This window comes from Natrarchaeobius chitinivorans (assembly GCF_003841505.1).
GTDB lineage: Archaea > Halobacteriota > Halobacteria > Halobacteriales > Natrialbaceae > Natrarchaeobius > Natrarchaeobius chitinivorans.
Genome location: NZ_REGA01000003.1, coordinates 148,864 through 168,390, shown reverse-complemented (window position 1 = coordinate 168,390; position 19,527 = coordinate 148,864). Strand labels below are relative to the sequence as shown.

The following is a 19,527-nucleotide window of genomic DNA, read 5'->3' as shown; positions in this document are numbered from 1 at the left end:
CGGTCGAACGTTGTGTTGCCGCTTCGACGAACGAGAGCAGTGGGACGCAAGAACCATCGAGAAGTCCGTATGCGCTGATTTTCAGCGGCGGGCAGGTAGCGAAGAAGTCCGATCGGGAGAGGGTGAGGGGTATCCGAAGACGACGAGGGTAGCAGGGTGACCGTCGATCACTGGATTCTATCCAACCGCGTACGCCTCACCAGTAGTATCACTCCGATTACTGTTCTGTGGATCGACGATTCCGATCCGAGTCGGCAGTTTTGCGAACTGGTCGCGTCCGGATACCGGTTCGCGACCGCAGTTAGTGAACGCTCGACCGAGCGTACCGGATCGGTTCGAAACGCACCGATCACCCGAATACGACGAACAGTCGGTCCGATGGGCGCGTGAAAATACGCCCGACGGTGGCGGTCACTGCTTGACACTTCCGGACGTGAGTCCGTCGACGATCGGCTTCTGGAAGAGGATGAAGATCACCACCAGCGGGATCGTCGCAACCGTGGAGGCGGCCATCATCTGTCCCCAGTACGTCTGTGTCTGGGTTTCGAACCGCTGAATTCCGATCGCAAACGGCGTCACGTCGCTCGAGGCGAGGACGGACGCGAACAGGACTTCGTTGAACGCGGTGAGAAACACGAACATCCCCGTCGCGGCGATCCCTGGCGCGGCGAGCGGGAGGACGATCCGTATCAACGCCTGAAAACGCGTACAGCCGTCGACGCGCGCTGCGTCCTCGAGCGATGCAGGAATGTTCGCGAAGTACCCACGGAGCATCCAGATTGCAAACGGGATGGCGAAGGTGGTGTAGACGAAGATCACGCCGTGGTAGGTGTTGGTCATCGGGAGTCCGACGTTCGTCTGTACGTTGACGAACAGCAGGTACATCGGGAGCAAGATGAGCACGCCTGGGATCATCTGCGTGCCGAGAATCGCACCGCCGAACGTCGCTTTGCCCGGAAACGAAAAGCGCGTGAACGAGTACGCCGCGAGGCTCGCGATGAACAGCGCGAGCGCGGTCGTCGTCAGCGCGATGATCAGGCTATTGATGAAGTAATCGACCAGCGGGAATCGCTGCCACATCAGGACGTAGTTCTCGAGGTACAGCGAGTCGAGTAGCAGATTCGGATTCGTCGAAACCGCCTCCTCGCGTGGGCGCATGCTGACGACGAACATCCAGTAGATCGGAAAGAGCGCAAAGATGAGTACCATCGCCATCGCGAAGCGTTTCGTTAGTCCGACCAGCACGTCCTCCAGGTCGCGGTCGAGCGTCGTCCAGTCAGTCATCGCCTTCACCCTCGAACGTTCCGCTGACCGCGTACTTGTAGTAGATCAGGGCGATACCCATCGCGAACAGGAAGAGAACGACGCTCATGGCGCCACCCAGTCCGAACGCGTAGTTCTGGAATGCGTAGTTGTAGATAAACAGCATCGACACCTCGCCGGATCGGGTCGCACTCTGGCCGAGCAACACGAACGGAACGGTGAAGTTGATGAACGACCACAGAATCAACAGCAGCGAGATCACGACGCTGATCGGTTTGAGCTGTGGAAGCGTGACGTATCGGAACTGCCCCCAGCGGCCCGCACCGTCGATCCGAGCGGCTTCGTAGAGGTGATCGGGTATCGACTTGAGCGCCGCGTACAGCATGATCGTCGCCCAGGGGAAGTTGATCCAGATGTTTACCAGAATCATCGAGTAGATGGCGTTGGGGCCGATCAGCCAGACGAGCGGATCACTGATGACACCCGCCGACAGTAACACGTGATTGATGATTCCGGTGTCCGACAACAACATCATCCGCCAGACGAGCAACACGACGACGGCCGGACAGATCCACGGCAACAGGACCAGGATCCGCGCGACCCCGCTCCCTCTGAACTCACTATCCAGAAGTATCGCTGTGAGCAACCCGAGAGAGTAGCTCCCGAGAACGGTTCCGAGAGCGAATATCGCCGTCTGGCGCATCGAGAACCAGAATCGCGATCCGACGGTCGTATCGAAGTCGAACAGCTGTCCGTAGTTCTCGAGCCCGATAAACGGGGCGTTGTACCACTGTGAAACGTAAACAGCGTCGATCTGCATGATGCTGATGAGAGCTCCCCAGAGGATCGGGAGGAAGTGAACGATAGCCATCATCACCGCTGCCGGCAACAGCAGTTTGTACGCGTATCGAGTTTTCTCGTCCTCCGATACACGATCGGTGATTCGCCGTACGAAAACCCGGGTTCGGGCTCTCATCGTCGTGTCTGAATCCATGAGTGTTCGAATGAATGCGTGAGGAGTGTTGGACTATTCCTCCTCGAGTTCCGGATCCGCGTCGTCGATGATCGACTGCACCTGCCCGGCCGCTTCCTCGAGTTGGGCCTCGGTGTCACCGGGCTCCCAGTTGCCGGTCGCCGCGTCGGTGATGATCTGTTGCATCGTCGAATTGAGCACGTTCTCGATCTCACCCCAGCCGTAAAACTGCGGGAACGTCCGACCCGTCGGCAGAATCTCGTCTCGGAACGACTGGAAGATCGGACTCTGGAAGGCGTCGTAATCGAACGATTCCTCGACCGCAGGCAGCATCGACACCGTCTCGGCGAGTTCGGCGTTAACCTCGGGTCGTGCCAGGTAGTTGACCCACTGTGCGGACTCTTCCGGGTGATCCGTCCAGGGGTGGATGCCGACCAGTTCCAGGCCGTAGAAGACGGCCGATTCGCCACGGGGGCCGGCCGGGAGCGGATTCGCGGTGAAATCGTCGGTCGAGACGCCGTCCTGATCGGCGTACTCGAAGATAAACTGAAGCGTTCCCCACGTACTCGCCATTCGCTGATCGATAAACGCACTCTGGGCTTCGTCGGTTCCCCACTCGGACGCGCTCGATTCCATCACGTCGTGTTCGTAAAACAGGTCCTTCCAGAAGTTCGCCGCCTCGATACCCTCCTCGTGGTGAAACAGCGGCTCGGAGTAATCGTCCGAGAGCAGGTCGCCGCCGTTTTGCCAGAGCATCGTCGAGAAGAACTGGCTGCCGGCGTTTTGGAGCGTCGAGAGCCCGAAGAGGTATTGATCGTCGTCGTCGTTTTCCTCGTTGAACTGCTCGCCCATCTCGATCAGTTCGTCCCACGTTTCGGGACTGCCGCTCAGCCCGGCCTCCTCCATCATCGGTTCGTACTGGATGTGTGCTCGCGGCCCCCAGTACCACGGCGAACCGACGATCATCCCATCGTACTCCGCGATTTCCACCGGCGGCTCGAAGTACGTGTCCGTCCCGACATCGATGTCGTCGATCTCCCGGAGGTCCATCCAGCCGTTCGCTTCGGCTTGCTGTGGGAGCCAACTCGAGGCTATCTCTTCCACGTCGGGCCCCGATCGACTCGTGATACTCGTGAGTTGCTGGGAGAACGCACCGTTCCACCCGATCAACTCGACTTCGACCTCGACGCCGGTTTCCTCTTCGAACGCCTGCGTGTGTTCGTCGAAGAAGTCCTCGAATCCCGGTGCGTCCATAAAGCGCGCCGAGATCGTCACTGAACCGCCGGTGTCGCCGACACAACCGGCGAGTCCGAACGCAGCTGTTCCCCCGGCGGTGGTTTTGAGAAAATGACGTCGTCTAACTGTGTTGTTGGCTGTCATACCACACCCTACAATTTACCCAATAGTATTTAAAAATACTGCTGATAGATGGTTATATATTCACAGATTACTACTGGATCGAGCGGTGACTGGCTACTGACGGCTCACATCTCGAGCACAGGAACCGGCTGCACAGTGTTTGATTGCGTTGGCAGTGTCGATACAGCCACCACAGACGAGGAGAGATCGCCTTCTATAGTGGCCGTTGAACGTCACTGCACAGATCTCACCTGTGAAGCAGTTCAATCGCCGTCTGCGCTCACCTGCGTACCTGGAGACGGTGCCCGCGTACTTGAGGAGATACAGAGGGAGACGAGCGCGACGACGATCCCGAGACCAGCTAACGCTCCGTACATCTCCTGCGGACCGACGAGGTCGACGAGGCGGCCGGCGAGCAGTTCGCCGATCGCCGTACCGGAACTGACACCGCCGACCATCAACAGGCTCTGGGCGGTCGATTTCAGCCCCGCCGGCGAGAGGGAATAGGCGAGGTTCACCGACGCCAGATTGAAAAGCGCATAGCCCGCTCCAAGCAACACCTGTGCGAACACGATCAGCGTGACGCTTCCGGTCGTCCAGAGGACGACGTACGTAGTCGTATAGAGGCCGCCCGCGATCACCATCAGTCGGCGGTAAGATCCGCCTCGGCGCGCGATGTAGATGAACGCAGCCGCTTCTGCGACCGTCTTGATCAGCCACGCGACCCCCGTGATCGAATCCGGGTGCCCGACCGACCGAACGTACACCGAAAAGAACGCGGAACTGGCGGGCGTCATCAACCCGAGTGCGAACGCCGCCCCGAGCAATAACAGAAACTGCCTGTTCAACAGCGGTCGGATCGCCTCGAGTGAGAGGTCGTTACCGAGGGCGTCCGGTTCGTCGATCGGTAACAGAACGAGCAGACCGACGACGAGGGCCATTCCGGCGCTGTACGCGAAGAAGATGAGATCCGTCTCGAAGATTCCGATGAGATAGCCGATCCCGAGGCCGACGATACCGAAGGCGATCGAACCGTAGGCACGGACCCCCTCGTAGGACATTCCCGTCGAAAGCACCAACGCGTTAGCGATCGGCGTCACGGGCGCACGAAAGGCCGCGAACAGCACCGTCCCGACTACGATGACGCCGAACGTCGCGGAGACGAGTGGAGCAAGCGGGTACAGAAGGACCGATATCCCCGCGACGATCGAGGATACGTAGAGGATGAGTTTGCTCACACCCTTCCAGTCGGCGATAATACTCCACACCGGCTGGGCCAGTATCGTACACAGCGGGAAGAGAAATCCGACGAGACCCATCTGCGTTCCCGACATTCCGATATCCTCGAGAAAGACGTTCCGGAACATAACGTAGCCGCTGTAGGACGCGAACAGCAGGAAATACAGGAGTTTGAACCCGCGCTGTTCGTTCATCGTTTGCGCCAGATCAATGACTGACCGGTGTCGTTTCGGTACTCGAGCGTATCGCTTCCCATCAACTCGAGTGACAGTCTCGGTCAGGACGGGTTAAGAATTCGGTTGTGGGCAAACCCGGTGGAGTTGGATTTCGATAAGTGATTTAAACTCGAATCGAAGGTCAGATTTGACTTCTCGTCATTAGTTTGTATTATCACAGAACATTATACGGAAGTTCCATCAATCTTGAACCTCAGTTAGAGGTGTTGGAGCAATAAAGAACCCCACAACGACGAGTATTTGGACTATATTGGTTTTTAGTCCCTTATACTCTATCTATCAAATCGATAAATTGTCGATACACTTTCCGATTCGCATGGAAGAGAATACGGTACACAGTAGATAGTGTGTGAAAATTCCAATTATCATGTATATCTCCGAATCGAAGTAGAATTATAATTCTTTAGACATTGGATGGCGAACACTCTATGTCACACTTCGTGTCCTCGAGCACTCCGAGTGTGCTAATTTCTAACATCGGATGTCACTAGTTGTATTCAATAAGGCTCATCAAATTTCAATAGTCACTTGAACGCACGAGACGTGTGCTTAACAAGTTCCTCAGGGAGTACGACTGAGATAAGGACGCTTCAACAGAAAACGAACTAGTCCAGATTACTAACGAAACCTACGCGGTTTATATCGAGAAAAACTCCACCAATAGTAACAACTGAACCGATTCACACACCGATCGCCGATCCGTCTGGTGATTGGTGTGCAGTGACGTTCAATGGCTACTATATCCACTGTGCTTTCGACTCTACGAGAAACAGCAAAACCCAGTCAACTGGCGAAAGAACTCGTCAATAAGCACATCAAAGTCGAGGATTCTTTTATCTGAACATCACGTTCGCGATTACAGCAAGCATCAAGATTATTCCCTGAGCAACAAGTTGCGCCTCGGTACTGACGCCCATTAGATTCAGACCGTTGGACAGAACAGCGAGAATAAGTACACCAATCAGTGTGCCGTACATATGTCCTTCGCCTCCAAACAGGTCAGCCCCTCCGAGAACAACGGCTGCAATGGGTGGAAGAAGATATCCAACTCCCATGGTGGGAGTGGCCGATCCAATGCGACCGAGCATAAGCAAACCAGCAAGCGCTGCAAAGCCACCGGATATCATGATGACGCCCATCCTGATTCGCATTACATTAACACCCATCCTCGCTGCTGCTTCCCTGTTGCCTCCGACTGCGTACACATGCTGTCCAAATCGAGTATATGAGAGAATAAGCTGACCCAACACAATACATGCTATGAAAACAATGACAAGAACCGGGACGGATAATATTGACTCTCCACCGAAGAACACTAATTCACCAGGAAGTGATAGAACAGGCCTACTGTTCGTAGTTATAAGCCCAAAGCCACTAGCGAGAAAGAGCATCGCAAGTGTTGTCATAAATGAGGGCACATCAAATCGACTCGTAATGTAACCGGAAACACCGCCGAGGCCAACACCGACGAGTAGACCAATTATGATTGCAACGAGTGGAGGCAATTGTGGCCACATGAGCATTCCCGTTGCGAGCGCAGCTATTAACAATCCGACAAATTGCATGATTTCTGCCACACTCAGGTCGATCTCGCCACAGAAGATGGCGAAACTCATCCCGATCGCAAGAACACCGATTATCGCAGATTGATTCAGTACGTTAATCTGGTTAGAGACTGTCAAAAAGTTTTCAGTGTATATCCCAAATAAGGCATACATTCCAATAAGACCAACAATCGGCGCATGTCTTCCGATCGAGCTTGAATCGATGTTCGCGAACCGTTCACCAATGGATTGATTTCCTTCTATCATTGTTTACCTTCTATGGATTAAGCTGTTTGTTGAGGCTGTCCTGCAACCATACGACTGACTATTTCGTCACGTTCGGCATCAGATGGAAGCACACCAGCATTCGTCCCTTGATACAGTATCTGCATCCGATCAACCACCCGCTTGACAATTTCGAAATTATGTGATATGAGGATTATAGAAATACCCTGCTCACGTAGCCCTTCAATCAGGTCAATAACCTGTTCAGCACCTTCAACTGACAGCGCACTTGTCGGCTCGTCAAGAATTACGATATCGGGATCAGAAAGGAGAGTTCGTGATATCGCTACTAACTGTCGTTCACCTCCGGACAGGTTTTTTACCTTCTCGTCGGGAGAAATATCGATATTAACACGATCTAGTAGTTCTTCCGTTCGTTGTTTCATCTTCCCTTTGTCCAAGAATGGAAGGATACCACCGACGTGTTGGACTTCTTCTCTACCGAGGAATATATTTTGGGTCACAGTCATATTGTCAGCGAGAGCTAGATCCTGAAATGCAGTCTCGATCCCTTTATCTTTAGCATCACGCGGGTTTGATAGATTGGCTGCCTCACCCTTGATCCGAATTTCGCCACTATCAGGCTGTGTCACCCCTGACAAGCACTTGATCAGTGTTGACTTTCCAGCCCCATTATCTCCGACAAGTCCGACAATCTCTTGACTGTTTAGTCGAAAATCAACTCCATCTAAAGCTGTCACTTCACCGTATGTAACTGTGATGTCTTCTGCCGTTATCAGTACCTCTCTATCGGGCATATATTCTTCGTCGGGGTAATCCTATTAAATAGTTTCTATAACTCTCTGCCACGCATCTGCCAAGGATTCTCACCCACTCAATTGAAATAAATACCCACAATGGTCACAACGGTATGGGTAATGTAGCGAACCTATAGGACGCGAGAAACTCAAGCGAAGAGTTAGATTCTATGGCACGCTATTGGGAGGTGGTGAATCTACACGACTGCTCTGTGGACACCCTTAATCACGTTTAGAGAGGGGGCTAGCTAGACAGCTCGACTAAACTCATCCCAGCGCTCAGCGTTTACATTTCTGCGTCAGGGAAGAATTCGGCGAGGTAATCTTCGGCGTTTTCCGAGGTCACTCGGATTCCAGGGATCGGGTAGTAGTCCTGAATGTCGATATCATTTGCAACCATGAGAGCCTTCTCGATGCCAAGTCTGGTCATGTTCTCTGGCTGCTGTGCGATACTGCCATAGTACTCATACTCATCAAACTTGGTGACCCAGAGTTCAGATCCATCGATGCTGGTGGTTGGAAGTGGTCCCATGTCGCTGCCTTCTAATGCTTGATATGCACCTTCGGCCATAAAGTCGTTGTGTGCGTACACACCGTCAATATCCTCTCCGTGACGAGTGATCATATCTTCCATTGCATCAAGCGCTTGCTGTGCTGCCCAGTCAGCATGTTCGTCACCGATTACGTCAACGGAGGAATCCTCCAGCGCTTCTCTAAACCCGGAGTGTCGTTCTCTTGTACCGACGTCACCCGCGGCTCCCTGGAGCTCGACCACATTATAAGAGGACTTATCGTAAGCATCATCCAGGAATTCGAGCAGGAGTTCACCCGCCCGTCGACCTAGCTCGATGTTCCGAGACGCGATGTATGTATCGGGCTCAAACTCGGTTATTTCTGTGTCAATATTGATTACTGGAATATCCTCTTCGCGGTACTCTTCAAGTGCGGGATTAGCCCCTGTCGGACTGACTGGGTTGATAATCACGGCGTCCGGATCACGGGAGAGAAAGGTTTCGAGTTGATCTATCTGGCTAGACTCGGACATTTCTGCATTGAACGTCGAACCGTCTAATGAAGGAACCTCAATGCCTGCCCCTTCGATCTCGCTGGCCTCCAAGTGCGACGGGTGATCGGCCAGGTCAGTTTCGACAGCCTGATGGAATCCATCCTCTTGACGGGCAAAAAACGGCACTCCAAGCGTTTTATTTGCAAATCCAATCAACATCGTATCATCGTCACCGTTATCGGATCCACCGCCATTTCCTGAGGATTCATCCCCATTTACTGGGGATCCATCACTATCCTCGTCGTCATCACCAACACAACCGGCCAAACCACCAAGGGCCACCGCCGAACCGAGTGTTAACAATTTGCGTCGTCGGTACTTGTGATCATTATCGCTAGGGCCTACCACCATACACACCACCAGATACATTCCACACATATATAATCTTTGATTTGGACGAATGCTGTCATCGGTATTGACTTGCCTACGGAGTAGACTGAGTACTCAAAGAATTCGATCATCGTTGTGGTCAGTTGATCAATTCGGCAATCTAACGGTGTTCATCGGCCGACTGAGTTCCTCTACTACGTTGCCAATATCAGTAGTACTTTGCAGTGGTTTTCATCGGGAGATATTCCTCGAACCACCAGACCGAACAACCTACCTGCAACATGGCGCAATACCGGGGTCTTGCTGTCATAGTTAGTTTACGCGCCGGAAGCGCCATCGATGCAAGTTATGCTGACGTGTGGTTTTTGATTCTTCCCAGGTCGGCTGAGTTGCCCATTCTGAATCAGCCGTCCTTCGTAGATAGAAGTGCTTTCGAGTATTCCCACCCCACCTCAATATTATTGAGATGTCGGCCTCTTTCAGGTGTGTCGCTTCCAACTGAATCGCACGATTCGATGGTCTCGAATTACACATGTACATGTGTAATTTCTGGGTCGACCTGGAACCGAGAATATAAACGATCAGGGTTACACGGACCAGTAGCGGTAATATCAACATAGTTGAGATGAGTGGTCACACGCATCCCTACTTCTATAGCAAAATTGCATTCCAAATACCTGATACGGTAGACACTCACCGTATTACATGGGCACATATGTAATTTCCAGGAGTTACTCGTAAATTCTGGCCAGGAAGGCCATACATATAAGCAATTGATTTGTAGTACCCCTCAATATAGTTGAGATTGCCTTCTGTGTGTTTTTGTTTTACCACCTTTGATCTGGAGTCGGTTCGGTGTTTGCTGTGCCAGCCGGAATCCCTCTCAACCCGAAAGGTATAAATACTGGCAACATGCCGGTATAGTTATGGCTTCAGATGAGCCGCAGCCGCCCCAATATAGAGGGGTATCCGCTCGATCACGGAGTGTTGACCGATCAAGTATTCGAATAATGTTTGATCGAGCAGCTGATTATGACGGGGATCTCGTTCACCTCGAAATCGGCGAACCAGATTTCGATACGCCAGAACATATTGTCCAAGCCGGAGCTCAAGCCGCTGAAGCGGGTAAAACGGATTACACCGCCAATGCGGGTCTATTGAATCTCCGCGAGGCAATTGCTCGACATGGTAAACTCGGAGCAGATTATAACCCTGCCACAGATATCGTCGTGACGAACGGCGGTATGGAGGCGTTGTACCTCGCGATGCTGACTGTTGTTGATTCAGGAGATGAGGTCATTATTCCAACACCTGCTTGGCCAAGTTACCAAGCACAAACGAAGATGGTTGGCGGGGTTCCGAAAACAGTCCCACTATCCGGTGGTTCATTTGAGATCGACCTTGACACAATTGAGGAGACAATCTCGGATGACACAAGTCTCGTCGTTCTGACCCGCCCGTCGAATCCAACAGGTAGAATATATGATGCCAGTAAGGTAGAACAGATCGCCGATCTTGCAGAAGAACACGATGCGTATCTCCTCGTTGACGAGGTTTACAACACCATCGTATATGACGACGAGTCGGTCGCAATCGCCGATACAATCGGCAAAGCCGATCACCTCCTAATTGTAAATTCCTGTTCCAAACGATTTGCGATGACTGGATGGCGAGTTGGCTGGCTTGCAGGCCCCGAAGATGTCATCTCACAGGCTACGAAACTCCACGAAAACACCACTGCTTGTGCGTCGAACGTATCCCAGCACGCTGCAATCGCGGCACTAGAGGGGCCAAAAGAGCCAGTCCGTCGGATGAATGAGAAGTATCGTGAGCGCCGGGATCGTGTCGCCGACCGTGTCGATTCACTTCAAGGGGTCTCATGTCCCGTTCCCGAGGGAAGCTTCTATGCCTTCCTTGATATGCGAGATACAGGCCTGTCAAGCGAAGAAATATCCGAACGGCTTCTGTTAGACCACGGCGTCGTCACTGCCCCAGGGAGCGGGTTCGGTGATGCTGGTGACGGGTTCGTTCGGATCAGTTTTGCGAACAATATCAACCGCGTCAATGAAGGACTTGATCGTATCGAAGCGTTCCTGAATGAAGTGCTCTAAACTCCAGTCTGATTAATTATCATTACTTGGTCGCGAGTTCGTGGACCGTACGAGCGAACACCTCTGTTCCTGCGACAACGTCCTCCCACCGAGTGAACTCGTCTTCAGAGTGGCTTTTCCCGTCGACACTCGGAACGAAAACCATCCCTGCGTCGGTGACATCGATCATATACATTGCATCGTGCCCCGCTTTACTCACCATTTCGGTGGCACTGTACTCTCTGTCCTGGGCCGAGCGCTGGATTGCTTTTCTAATTCGTGGACTGAATGTCGAGGACGACGTATGATACACCTCTTCGAACGTCACGTCGACGTCCTCTCGGTCAGCGGCTATCGTTAATTCCTCTTTTAGCCTGCTGACAGCTTCGTTCCTAGCATCGTCATCATAGCTTCGGATATCAAACTTACACACCACCTCTCCAGGAATGATATTGGTCGAATTTGGTTGGACAGTCACTTCTCCTGCCGTTATGACCGTGTCGCTTGGGAGCTTTGCAGGAATAGTATTTGCGTTTCCGATCCCACGACTCGCAGCGACCATGGCGTCCTTCCGATCGTACATGGGAGTGGTTCCGGCATGATCTGCCTCACCCTGGAACGTGGCGTTCAGCCACGACAATCCGACAATTCCAGTGACAATTCCAACATTTGTTCCGCGGCGTTCTAATTCGGGTCCTTGTTCGATGTGTAATTCGAGGTAGGAATCAATATCGAACGGTTCACAGGGTTCAGTGCCGTCATATTCGATCCGCTCTAACTCTTCTTTGACCGTCGTGCCATTGTCATCAGTGGAACTCAGTGCTTCGTCTAAGGAGTACTTGCCGGTAAAAACGCCAACGCCCAGCGGTGCGAGATCAAATCGCGCCCCTTCTTCGTTCGTCCAGTTAACCAACTCAATGGGATGTCGCGTCTCGATTCCCTCCTCCTCAAATGTACGGAGCGTTTCGAGCGCTGCTATAACCCCTAACTGGCCATCGTACCGACCGCCATACGGTTGAGAATCGAGATGGGACCCAATGAGGATCGGATCCGCATCGGGATCAGTGCCTTCACGCCGGCCGAAGATATTGCCGACCCTATCGATCCGAACTGATGCATTGACTGCCTCCAGGTCCGAAATCAAGGTATCTCGAGTCTTCTTATCAGCATCGGAAAGTGCAAGTCTGTGGAGGCCTCCGTCTTCAGTTCCGCCAATTTCGGAGTATCGTTCGAACGTTGATCGGAGACGATGCTCGTCTAGTTGTATGTCCATACCAATTGGCGATTTCCACCCGTATTAAAAGTAGTGGAAGAAGGAAAACGATGTGCCTTACCCCTATTCGGTGATTCTGTCTTCCCATTGTGTGCATTAATGATGATAAACGGGGGGCGATATTTTTATTATACATAGGTGATAAGTGCCAGGTATGCCGGTAGACACGGTTATTAAAAACGGAACACTAGTTACCGCAGACAGTATATTAGAAACTGGAATAGCGATCGACGGAGAAAAAATTGTAGCGGTCGGTGACGAATCAACGCTTCCCAATTCGTCGCAAACAATAGATGCAAGCGGTTATCTCGTGCTACCGGGTATCGTCGATCCACACGTCCATTTTGACGGGACGAATCCGTTCATCGATGACCCCCTAGAAACGTACGATACTGGTAGCGCTGCGGCCGCTCTCGGAGGAGTAACGACAATTATCGATTTTGCATGGCAGGGGGCCGAAAAAGGGGCAGACGACCCTGAAACGGGGACGTTGTTAGACGGGATTGAGTATCAAAAAAGCACAGCAGGCGAGTCCCTGATCGACTATGGCCTTCATGGGACGATAATTCGAGAAGACCCAGATCTTTTTGAAGAATTGTCAGAGGTTATTGATGAAGGTGTAACGTCGTTCAAGATGTTCTCGGTTTACGATTGGGGGGTATCGAACGGGTTCATGGGGCGAGTATTCGATCATCTCTCTAACTTAGACGCTGTTGCTGTTCTACATACTGAAGATGAATCCGTCTGCGAAGAGCAAACGAAGATACTCAAAGAACAAGATCGAGGTGATCCCACAGACTATCCTGATTCCCGACCCGACTATGCCGAAGCGATGGCTGCGGATGACGCACTCCGAATGGCCATGGAGGCCAACTGCAAGTACTACGGGATTCATACGAGTTGCCAGAAGGCTGGCGAGGTGATCAAACGGTATCGGGGCGAATACGGAAGCGAGCTTGTTCGTGGTGAAACGTGCACGCATTACGCCGCGCTTGATGACTCGGTCTTTTCCGAAATCGGAACCCTCGCACAACTGTCGCCTCCGATCAGATCGCCGAGTGACGTGGAGTCAATGTTCGAGTATCTATCGGAAGGGACGTTAGATGTTGTGTCTACCGACCACGTTGCATATACTCGTGATAGGAAATCCGTAGAAAACTGGTGGGATTGTCCGTACGGTGCGAATAGCCTACAACGATCGTTGCCCGTATTTTACGATGAAGCTGTCAATCGCAGAAACTACTCGCCATCCTTTGTCGTCAAAGTGATGTCAACACAGCCAGCCCAGATCTTTGGTTTCTCGAATAAGGGTACACTCGAACCGGGAACTGATGCTGACCTCGTGTTCTTCGATCCAAGTAAGCGTCATACGATCACATCCGAAGATAATGCATCTAAATCGGATTATTCAATCTATGACGGGAGAACGATTCAGGGTAGCGTCACTCATACGATGGTCCGTGGAGAGTTTGTCGTCCGTGATGAACACGTCGTCGGAAGCCCTGGTCATGGAAAGTACGTTGCTCGCGAAGTCCCAGATTGGCAGAACTAACATCACAATCAACAACCAGTATCCAGTAATAACTTATCACAATGATAAAAATCAAAGCTATAAACCCAAATACGACAGAAGAAATGACGCAGAATATCCAAGAAGTTGCCAACAAATATACTTCACCAGAGACAGACGTTGTTGGCGTCTCTCCTGACCATGGCCCAGAGAGTATTGAATCGTACTATGACGATTATTTGTCTATTCCTGGAGTGCTAGAAGAAATTCTAAAATCAGAGCGGGAAGAGGATTCGGCATATGATGCATATATTAATGCTTGCTGGGGAGATCCCGGTATCAATGCTTGTCGCGAGATTACCTCAAAACCGGTCGTCGGGATTGGAGAGGCGTCCATGTATATCGCAAACATGCTTGGGGCAAACTTCTCTGTAGTTACCGTTCTTCCTCGAGCACGAAATCTTACCGAAGGAACAGTAAAGAAGTCAGGACTCGAAGATAAGTGTCAATCTGTCAGATGCACAGATTTAACAGTTGTTGAAACAGAACACGATCGAGAAGCTACTGTTTCGGCACTCCTTGAAGCGAGCAAAGACGCGATTCGCGAAGACAACGCAGAAGTCATTTGTCTGGGGTGTGCCGGAATGGGGGGCCTGGATCGTGAGCTGGAAGCGGAACTACCAGTTCCAGTCATCGACAGTACTGCTGCTGCCTCCGTGCTTACTGAATCACTAGTACGGTTAGGAAAGACTACAAGCAAAGTGATGACATATAAACAACCAGAATCGAAGCGCATCGAGGGGTACGAACAGCTCTACCAATTCTAATAACTCAGTCAAGAATATAGTAACAACTGGAACTAATTGCACACTGATCGCACCGCTCACGGGTAACTGCGTTCCCCGTTCGAATCATCGCGGTTCTCGCCCGTGTCCACTCGCTCACGGTTCCGGTCGGTAGCCGTTCGCCAGTCCGCGGTTCTCGCTCACTTCGTTCGCTCACGAGTCGTCCCTCCCCGCTCGCTGTTCCGCGGTTCTCGCTCACTTCGTTCGCTCCGAACCGCGTACGCTCCGAACCGCGTACGCTCCGAACCGCGCGCTCGTCGTGCGATCAGGTGTGCGGTGACGTCCTGTGGCTACTATAGTTGCATATCTCACTCTAACGCAGGCATTACTCAGAATCAATTATAATTGTATTTTAACTCGATTATATTTATCGACTCGTTTAAGTATTCCGCCAACTCACTGATTCGATCGTCGTGGAACCGATTCTTTGGTCCCGAAATCGACAGAGCACCAGGCGCCTCCTCAGACGATTGATCCAATATGGGCGCCGCTATCCCTTTTACCCCCAATCGACGTTCCTCATCCTCGATGGCGAATCCCCTTTCACGGATTTCATCCAACCTATCAAATAGCGTAGATTCTTTCGTAATCGTATATTCTGTTGCCTGTGGCAGACCGTGCTGAGAGACGATCTGTTTCACCCGCTCATCGGACTGTTGGGCAAGAAGAACCTTCCCAAGTGCAGTCCAATGCATATTCGTATATTCGCCGATTGGGGGATTGTCATATATCCCTTCTTTCCCTTCAGATTTGTAGATTAACACTCGCTGTCCGTCTTCTTCTACGCCCAGGTCCACAATTTCTCCAGTCTCTTGAGCTAGTTCGTCAATCTTTTTTCTTGCTGTCTCAAATATGGCTGATCTTTGTCTGTACTCCCCCCCATAGTGGAGGAACATGTAACTCAAGTCGTACTCGTTATCGGTTCTGATAACAGAACTTGATTTGACCAGAGTTTGTAAATAAATATGTGTCGTGCTCCACGGGAGATCCAATTCTTCTGATACTTCTGAAACGGTCATTGGGCCACTATTCTTCAAAAGTTCCAGAATTTCGAACCCCCGTAAAACAGAAGTTATCTCCCCCTCCGAATCTCCGGTGTCGTTTCCGGCCATATCTTCTAAACGGGAATAATATACTTTTCTCTTGCGGACCAGGGAAATGGATTACAGCAGATCCTGTGGAACTGCAGATGGTTTGATCGGCCACCCATATCAGTACCAGAGAAAGTATAGAGAGTTATAGTAGCCACTGAACGTCATTGCACACCGGGTCCGGGACGGATCGGCGATCGGGTGTGCACTGACTTCCGGTGGCTACTATAGCAACAACTGATAGCGTGGATTCGGTTGGTGCACGGTGGTCGTTAGTTCGGAAGTATGCGACCGCCACGCGAGATGCGAGCGGGTAAAGTGTCTCGACCCCGTGAAGCCGATAATGAGTGACACTCGAGGCCCGCTGCAACCGGATCGCCCCGACGTCGACCGCCCGTTCGAGGTCGACGCACCGTTCGATCCCGCCGGGGATCAACCGGAGGCGATCGCGGAACTCGCGGAGGGGTTCCGTGCGGGACTGGACGAACAGACGCTGCTGGGAGTGACCGGATCGGGGAAGACGAACACCGTCTCGTGGGTGATCGAGGAGATACAGAAGCCGACGCTCGTCATCGCACACAACAAGACGCTCGCGGCCCAGCTGTACGAGGAGTTTCGGTCCCTGTTTCCGGAGAACGCGGTCGAGTACTTCGTCTCCTACTACGACTACTACCAGCCCGAGGCCTACGTCGAGCAGACCGATACGTACATCGACAAGGACGCTTCGATCAACGACGAGATCGACCGGCTCCGTCACTCCGCAACCCGGTCGCTGCTCACCCGCGAAGACGTGATCGTCGTAGCGTCGGTCTCGGCGATCTACGGCCTCGGTGATCCGCGTAACTACGTCGACATGGCGATGCGACTCGAGGTCGGCGAGGAGGTCGGCCGCGACGAGTTGTTGAAGCGGCTGGTCGACCTGAACTACGAACGAAACGACGTCGACTTCACGCAGGGGACGTTTCGCGTTCGCGGCGATACGATCGAGATCTACCCGATGTACGGCCGGTACGCCGTCCGCGTCGAGCTCTGGGGTGACGAGATCGATCGCATGATCAAGGTCGATCCCCTCGAGGGCGAAGCCAAAGGCGAACAGCGGGCCGTCCTCGTCCACCCGGCCGAGCACTACTCCATTCCGGAGTCGAAACTCGAGCGCGCGATGGACGAGATCCGCGAGGACCTCGACTCTCGCATCTCGTATTTCGAACGCAAGGGCGATATGATCGCGGCCCAGCGCATCGAGGAACGGACGACGTTCGACCTCGAGATGATGGCCGAAACGGGCTACTGTTCTGGAATCGAGAACTACTCGGTGTATCTCTCGGATCGGGAGTCGGGCGAGGCTCCGTACACGTTGCTCGATTACTTCCCGGAGGACTTCCTGACCGTCGTCGACGAATCTCACGTCACCCTTCCCCAGGTTCGCGGCCAGTACGCCGGCGATAAGTCACGAAAGGATTCGCTAGTCGAAAACGGGTTCCGGTTGCCGACGGCGTACGATAACCGACCGCTGACGTTCGAGGAGTTCGAAGAGAAGACGAACCAGATGCTGTACGTCTCGGCGACCCCCAGCGACCACGAGCGCGAGGAATCGGATAAAATCGTCGAACAGATCGTTCGGCCGACACATCTAGTCGATCCTGCAGTCGAGGTCTCGCCGGCGAGCGGGCAGATCGACGACCTTCTGGACCGGATCGACGGGCGGATCGAACGGGACGAGCGGACGCTGGTGACCACGCTGACCAAGCGGATGGCCGAGGATCTCACCGAGTACCTAGAGGAGTCCGGCGTCGACGTCGAGTACATGCACGACGAGACCGACACGCTAGAGCGCCACGAGATCATCCGCTCGCTGCGACTCGGCGAGATCGACGTTCTCGTCGGGATCAACCTCCTGCGGGAGGGGCTTGACATTCCCGAAGTGAGCCTCGTTGCGATTCTGGACGCCGATCAGGAGGGCTTTCTCCGAAGCGAGACGACGCTCGTCCAGACGATGGGGCGGGCCGCCCGAAACGTCAACGGCGAGGTCGTCCTCTACGCCGACGATCCCTCGAACGCGATGGAGTCGGCGATCGAGGAGACCCAGCGTCGCCGCCGGATCCAGCAGGAGTACAACGCCGAACACGGCAACGAACCGACGACGATCGAGAAGGAAGTCGGCGAGACGAACCTTCCCGGATCGAAGACCGACACCTCGAGCGTCTCCGGCCAGGACCTCGCCGACGAGGACGAGGCCGCCCGCTACGTGGCGGACCTCGAAGAGCGGATGGAGGAGGCCGCGAGCAACCTCGAGTTCGAACTGGCCGCGGACATTCGGGATCGGATCCGGGAGGTGCGCGAAGAGTTCGACCTCGCAAGCGACGAGGACGAGGGAATCGCCCCGCCAGCCGAGGAATTCTGACCGGATGAGGGGGCCGAATCGATCCGGCCCCTTGTCGCATCAGGTCGGCTTCGTGCCCCGCTAGCGCGCTTCGTCGAGTTCGACGAACGACTGCGGGTCGACCGACGGCCAGACCGTTAGTCACTTCTCCGCGGTACACTCTCGCGGGACAACCGTCCACCGGTCGGTTCGGTCGTCGTACGGACGACGATCGACCTCGAGGTCGGTCGACGGTCGGGAGTACGCCGTCGCCGTCTCCAGACGTTCCCGCCGCTGCGGTCGTCGTAATCGCGTGCTGTGTCACTCCAGATCATCGGACCGACACCGTCTACGGTCGACTCCCTTTGACTCGAGCCGTCGACTCGGTCACAATCGGCGCGTCCCGGAGGCGGCTCGCCGAGAGTCGGCACAGCCACCGCTCCACCGGATCCGCGTTCGGTGGCGTCTCGAGGGTGGGAAGGCCGTCGACGGGAACGAACGTAACCGCGGTTCCGGACGGGGTTACATCGAGCAGGAGATACCCGCCCGGTGGCGTACACAACGGCGGGGCGACGACCTGCCGGATGCCACCGGATCGGACCGCATCGAGCGTGTGGACGTGTCCGCACAGCGCCACCGCGACGTTTCGACGACGACAGATCGCCAGCAGCCCCCCGTGGTTGGTGACCGGATCGGTGATCCGCGTCTCCGCTGGCGCACCGTCGGCCGCGCCCCGAAGGTTCGCGACGGGGCCCGGAAGCGCGTGGTGGAGCGCAACGATCGACGGGCTCGACGCGGACGCGAGCGCCCGATCCAATCGCCGAAGCTGTCGGTCGGTCACTCCCCCACGGCTGTCGATTCCGACGACCGTCACGCCCCCGATCCGTTCTACGACCGGGGAGGGCCCAGCTTCTGCGTACGGCTCGAGTCGCGGGGAAATGGGGGAAGGGTCGTGGTTCCCCGGCACGCCGACGACGCTCCCCTCGAGTCGCCCCGCGGCGCGATCGAACGCCGTCGCCGCAGCCGCCGATCCGTCCGTGAGATCGCCGAGGAAGACGACGCCGTCGGGTGCCAGCCGGCGAATATCACGGACGGTCCGTCGCAAGACCGCTTCGCGTCCCGACGACGAACTCGTTTCGGGCGAGTCGAGCGTGAGGTGAACGTCGCTGACGACGGCGATTCGAGTCGATCTATCCGTTCGTGGGGTATCGAATCGGGCGATCGTTCGTCGGTCGGCGATCGCGTGACGGTCCATACGGGTTCGCTCCGCGCTGGAACCAAACCCGTTCGTCTTCACCTGTTCGTG

Annotated in this window: 14 protein-coding genes; 4 read left to right on the top strand and 10 right to left on the bottom strand. The window is 54.0% G+C overall.

The genetic code is table 11. The features are described 5' to 3' along the window. Positions 1-411 precede the first annotated feature (411 nt). The 7 genes from EA473_RS05175 to EA473_RS05145 form a co-directional block, all read right to left on the bottom strand. Positions 412-1,284: a carbohydrate ABC transporter permease gene (locus EA473_RS05175; RefSeq protein WP_124194599.1), complete on the bottom strand. Its 873-nt coding sequence runs from the start codon at positions 1,282-1,284 to the stop codon at positions 412-414. Continuing rightward, positions 1,277-2,239 carry a carbohydrate ABC transporter permease gene (locus tag EA473_RS05170; RefSeq protein WP_207890143.1) on the bottom strand — a complete coding sequence of 321 codons (963 nt, stop codon included), beginning with the start codon at positions 2,237-2,239 and terminating at the stop codon, positions 1,277-1,279. The genes EA473_RS05175 and EA473_RS05170 overlap by 8 nt, the downstream gene beginning before the upstream one ends. A 51-nt stretch (positions 2,240-2,290) precedes the next feature. Further along, complete coding sequence (locus EA473_RS05165; protein WP_124194753.1) at positions 2,291-3,616, bottom strand: substrate-binding domain-containing protein; 1,326 nt, start codon at positions 3,614-3,616, stop codon at positions 2,291-2,293. A gap of 242 nt (positions 3,617-3,858) precedes the next feature. After that, the gene (locus EA473_RS05160; protein ID WP_124194598.1) at positions 3,859-5,028 is read right to left on the bottom strand and encodes an MFS transporter; all 1,170 of its coding nucleotides are present in this window, start codon (positions 5,026-5,028) and stop codon (positions 3,859-3,861) included. 875 nt (positions 5,029-5,903) lie between these two features. Beyond that, positions 5,904-6,881 carry an ABC transporter permease gene (locus EA473_RS05155; protein ID WP_124194597.1) on the bottom strand — a complete coding sequence of 326 codons (978 nt, stop codon included), beginning with the start codon at positions 6,879-6,881 and terminating at the stop codon, positions 5,904-5,906. A 17-nt stretch (positions 6,882-6,898) separates the two neighbouring features. Beyond that, positions 6,899-7,657, bottom strand: coding sequence for an ATP-binding cassette domain-containing protein (locus EA473_RS05150; RefSeq protein WP_124194596.1), 759 nt, complete (start codon positions 7,655-7,657; stop codon positions 6,899-6,901). Between the two features lie 286 nt (positions 7,658-7,943). After that, the gene (locus tag EA473_RS05145; RefSeq protein ID WP_165875206.1) at positions 7,944-9,074 is read right to left on the bottom strand and encodes a substrate-binding domain-containing protein; all 1,131 of its coding nucleotides are present in this window, start codon (positions 9,072-9,074) and stop codon (positions 7,944-7,946) included. Positions 9,075-9,979: 905 nt separating this feature from the next. On the opposite strand from EA473_RS05145, the gene EA473_RS05140 reads away from it, so the two are divergent. Next, the gene (locus EA473_RS05140) at positions 9,980-11,164 is read left to right on the top strand and encodes a pyridoxal phosphate-dependent aminotransferase (RefSeq protein WP_124194594.1); all 1,185 of its coding nucleotides are present in this window, start codon (positions 9,980-9,982) and stop codon (positions 11,162-11,164) included. A gap of 22 nt (positions 11,165-11,186) precedes the next feature. Here EA473_RS05140 and EA473_RS05135 read toward each other — a convergent pair whose 3' ends face one another. Beyond that, positions 11,187-12,416: a Zn-dependent hydrolase gene (locus tag EA473_RS05135; RefSeq protein ID WP_124194593.1), complete on the bottom strand. Its 1,230-nt coding sequence runs from the start codon at positions 12,414-12,416 to the stop codon at positions 11,187-11,189. A 154-nt stretch (positions 12,417-12,570) separates the two neighbouring features. On the opposite strand from EA473_RS05135, the gene EA473_RS05130 reads away from it, so the two are divergent. Beyond that, entirely contained in the window at positions 12,571-13,968 is a 1,398-nt protein-coding gene (locus tag EA473_RS05130) for a dihydroorotase (RefSeq protein ID WP_124194592.1), read from the top strand. A gap of 41 nt (positions 13,969-14,009) precedes the next feature. Next, positions 14,010-14,753: an aspartate/glutamate racemase family protein gene (locus tag EA473_RS05125; protein WP_243645189.1), complete on the top strand. Its 744-nt coding sequence runs from the start codon at positions 14,010-14,012 to the stop codon at positions 14,751-14,753. Positions 14,754-15,106: 353 nt separating this feature from the next. On the opposite strand, the gene EA473_RS05115 is transcribed toward EA473_RS05125, so the two are convergent. Beyond that, a complete protein-coding gene (locus tag EA473_RS05115) occupies positions 15,107-15,883 on the bottom strand; it encodes an IclR family transcriptional regulator (protein ID WP_124194591.1) in 777 nt (258 codons plus the stop codon). A 322-nt stretch (positions 15,884-16,205) separates the two neighbouring features. Here EA473_RS05115 and uvrB point away from each other — a divergent pair, with 322 nt between their 5' ends. Then, positions 16,206-18,263, top strand: a complete 2,058-nt coding sequence (gene uvrB / locus EA473_RS05110; RefSeq protein WP_124194590.1) for an excinuclease ABC subunit UvrB — start codon at positions 16,206-16,208, stop codon at positions 18,261-18,263. A gap of 307 nt (positions 18,264-18,570) precedes the next feature. On the opposite strand, the gene EA473_RS05105 is transcribed toward uvrB, so the two are convergent. Beyond that, positions 18,571-19,476: a metallophosphoesterase family protein gene (locus EA473_RS05105; RefSeq protein WP_165875205.1), complete on the bottom strand. Its 906-nt coding sequence runs from the start codon at positions 19,474-19,476 to the stop codon at positions 18,571-18,573. Positions 19,477-19,527 lie beyond the last annotated feature (51 nt).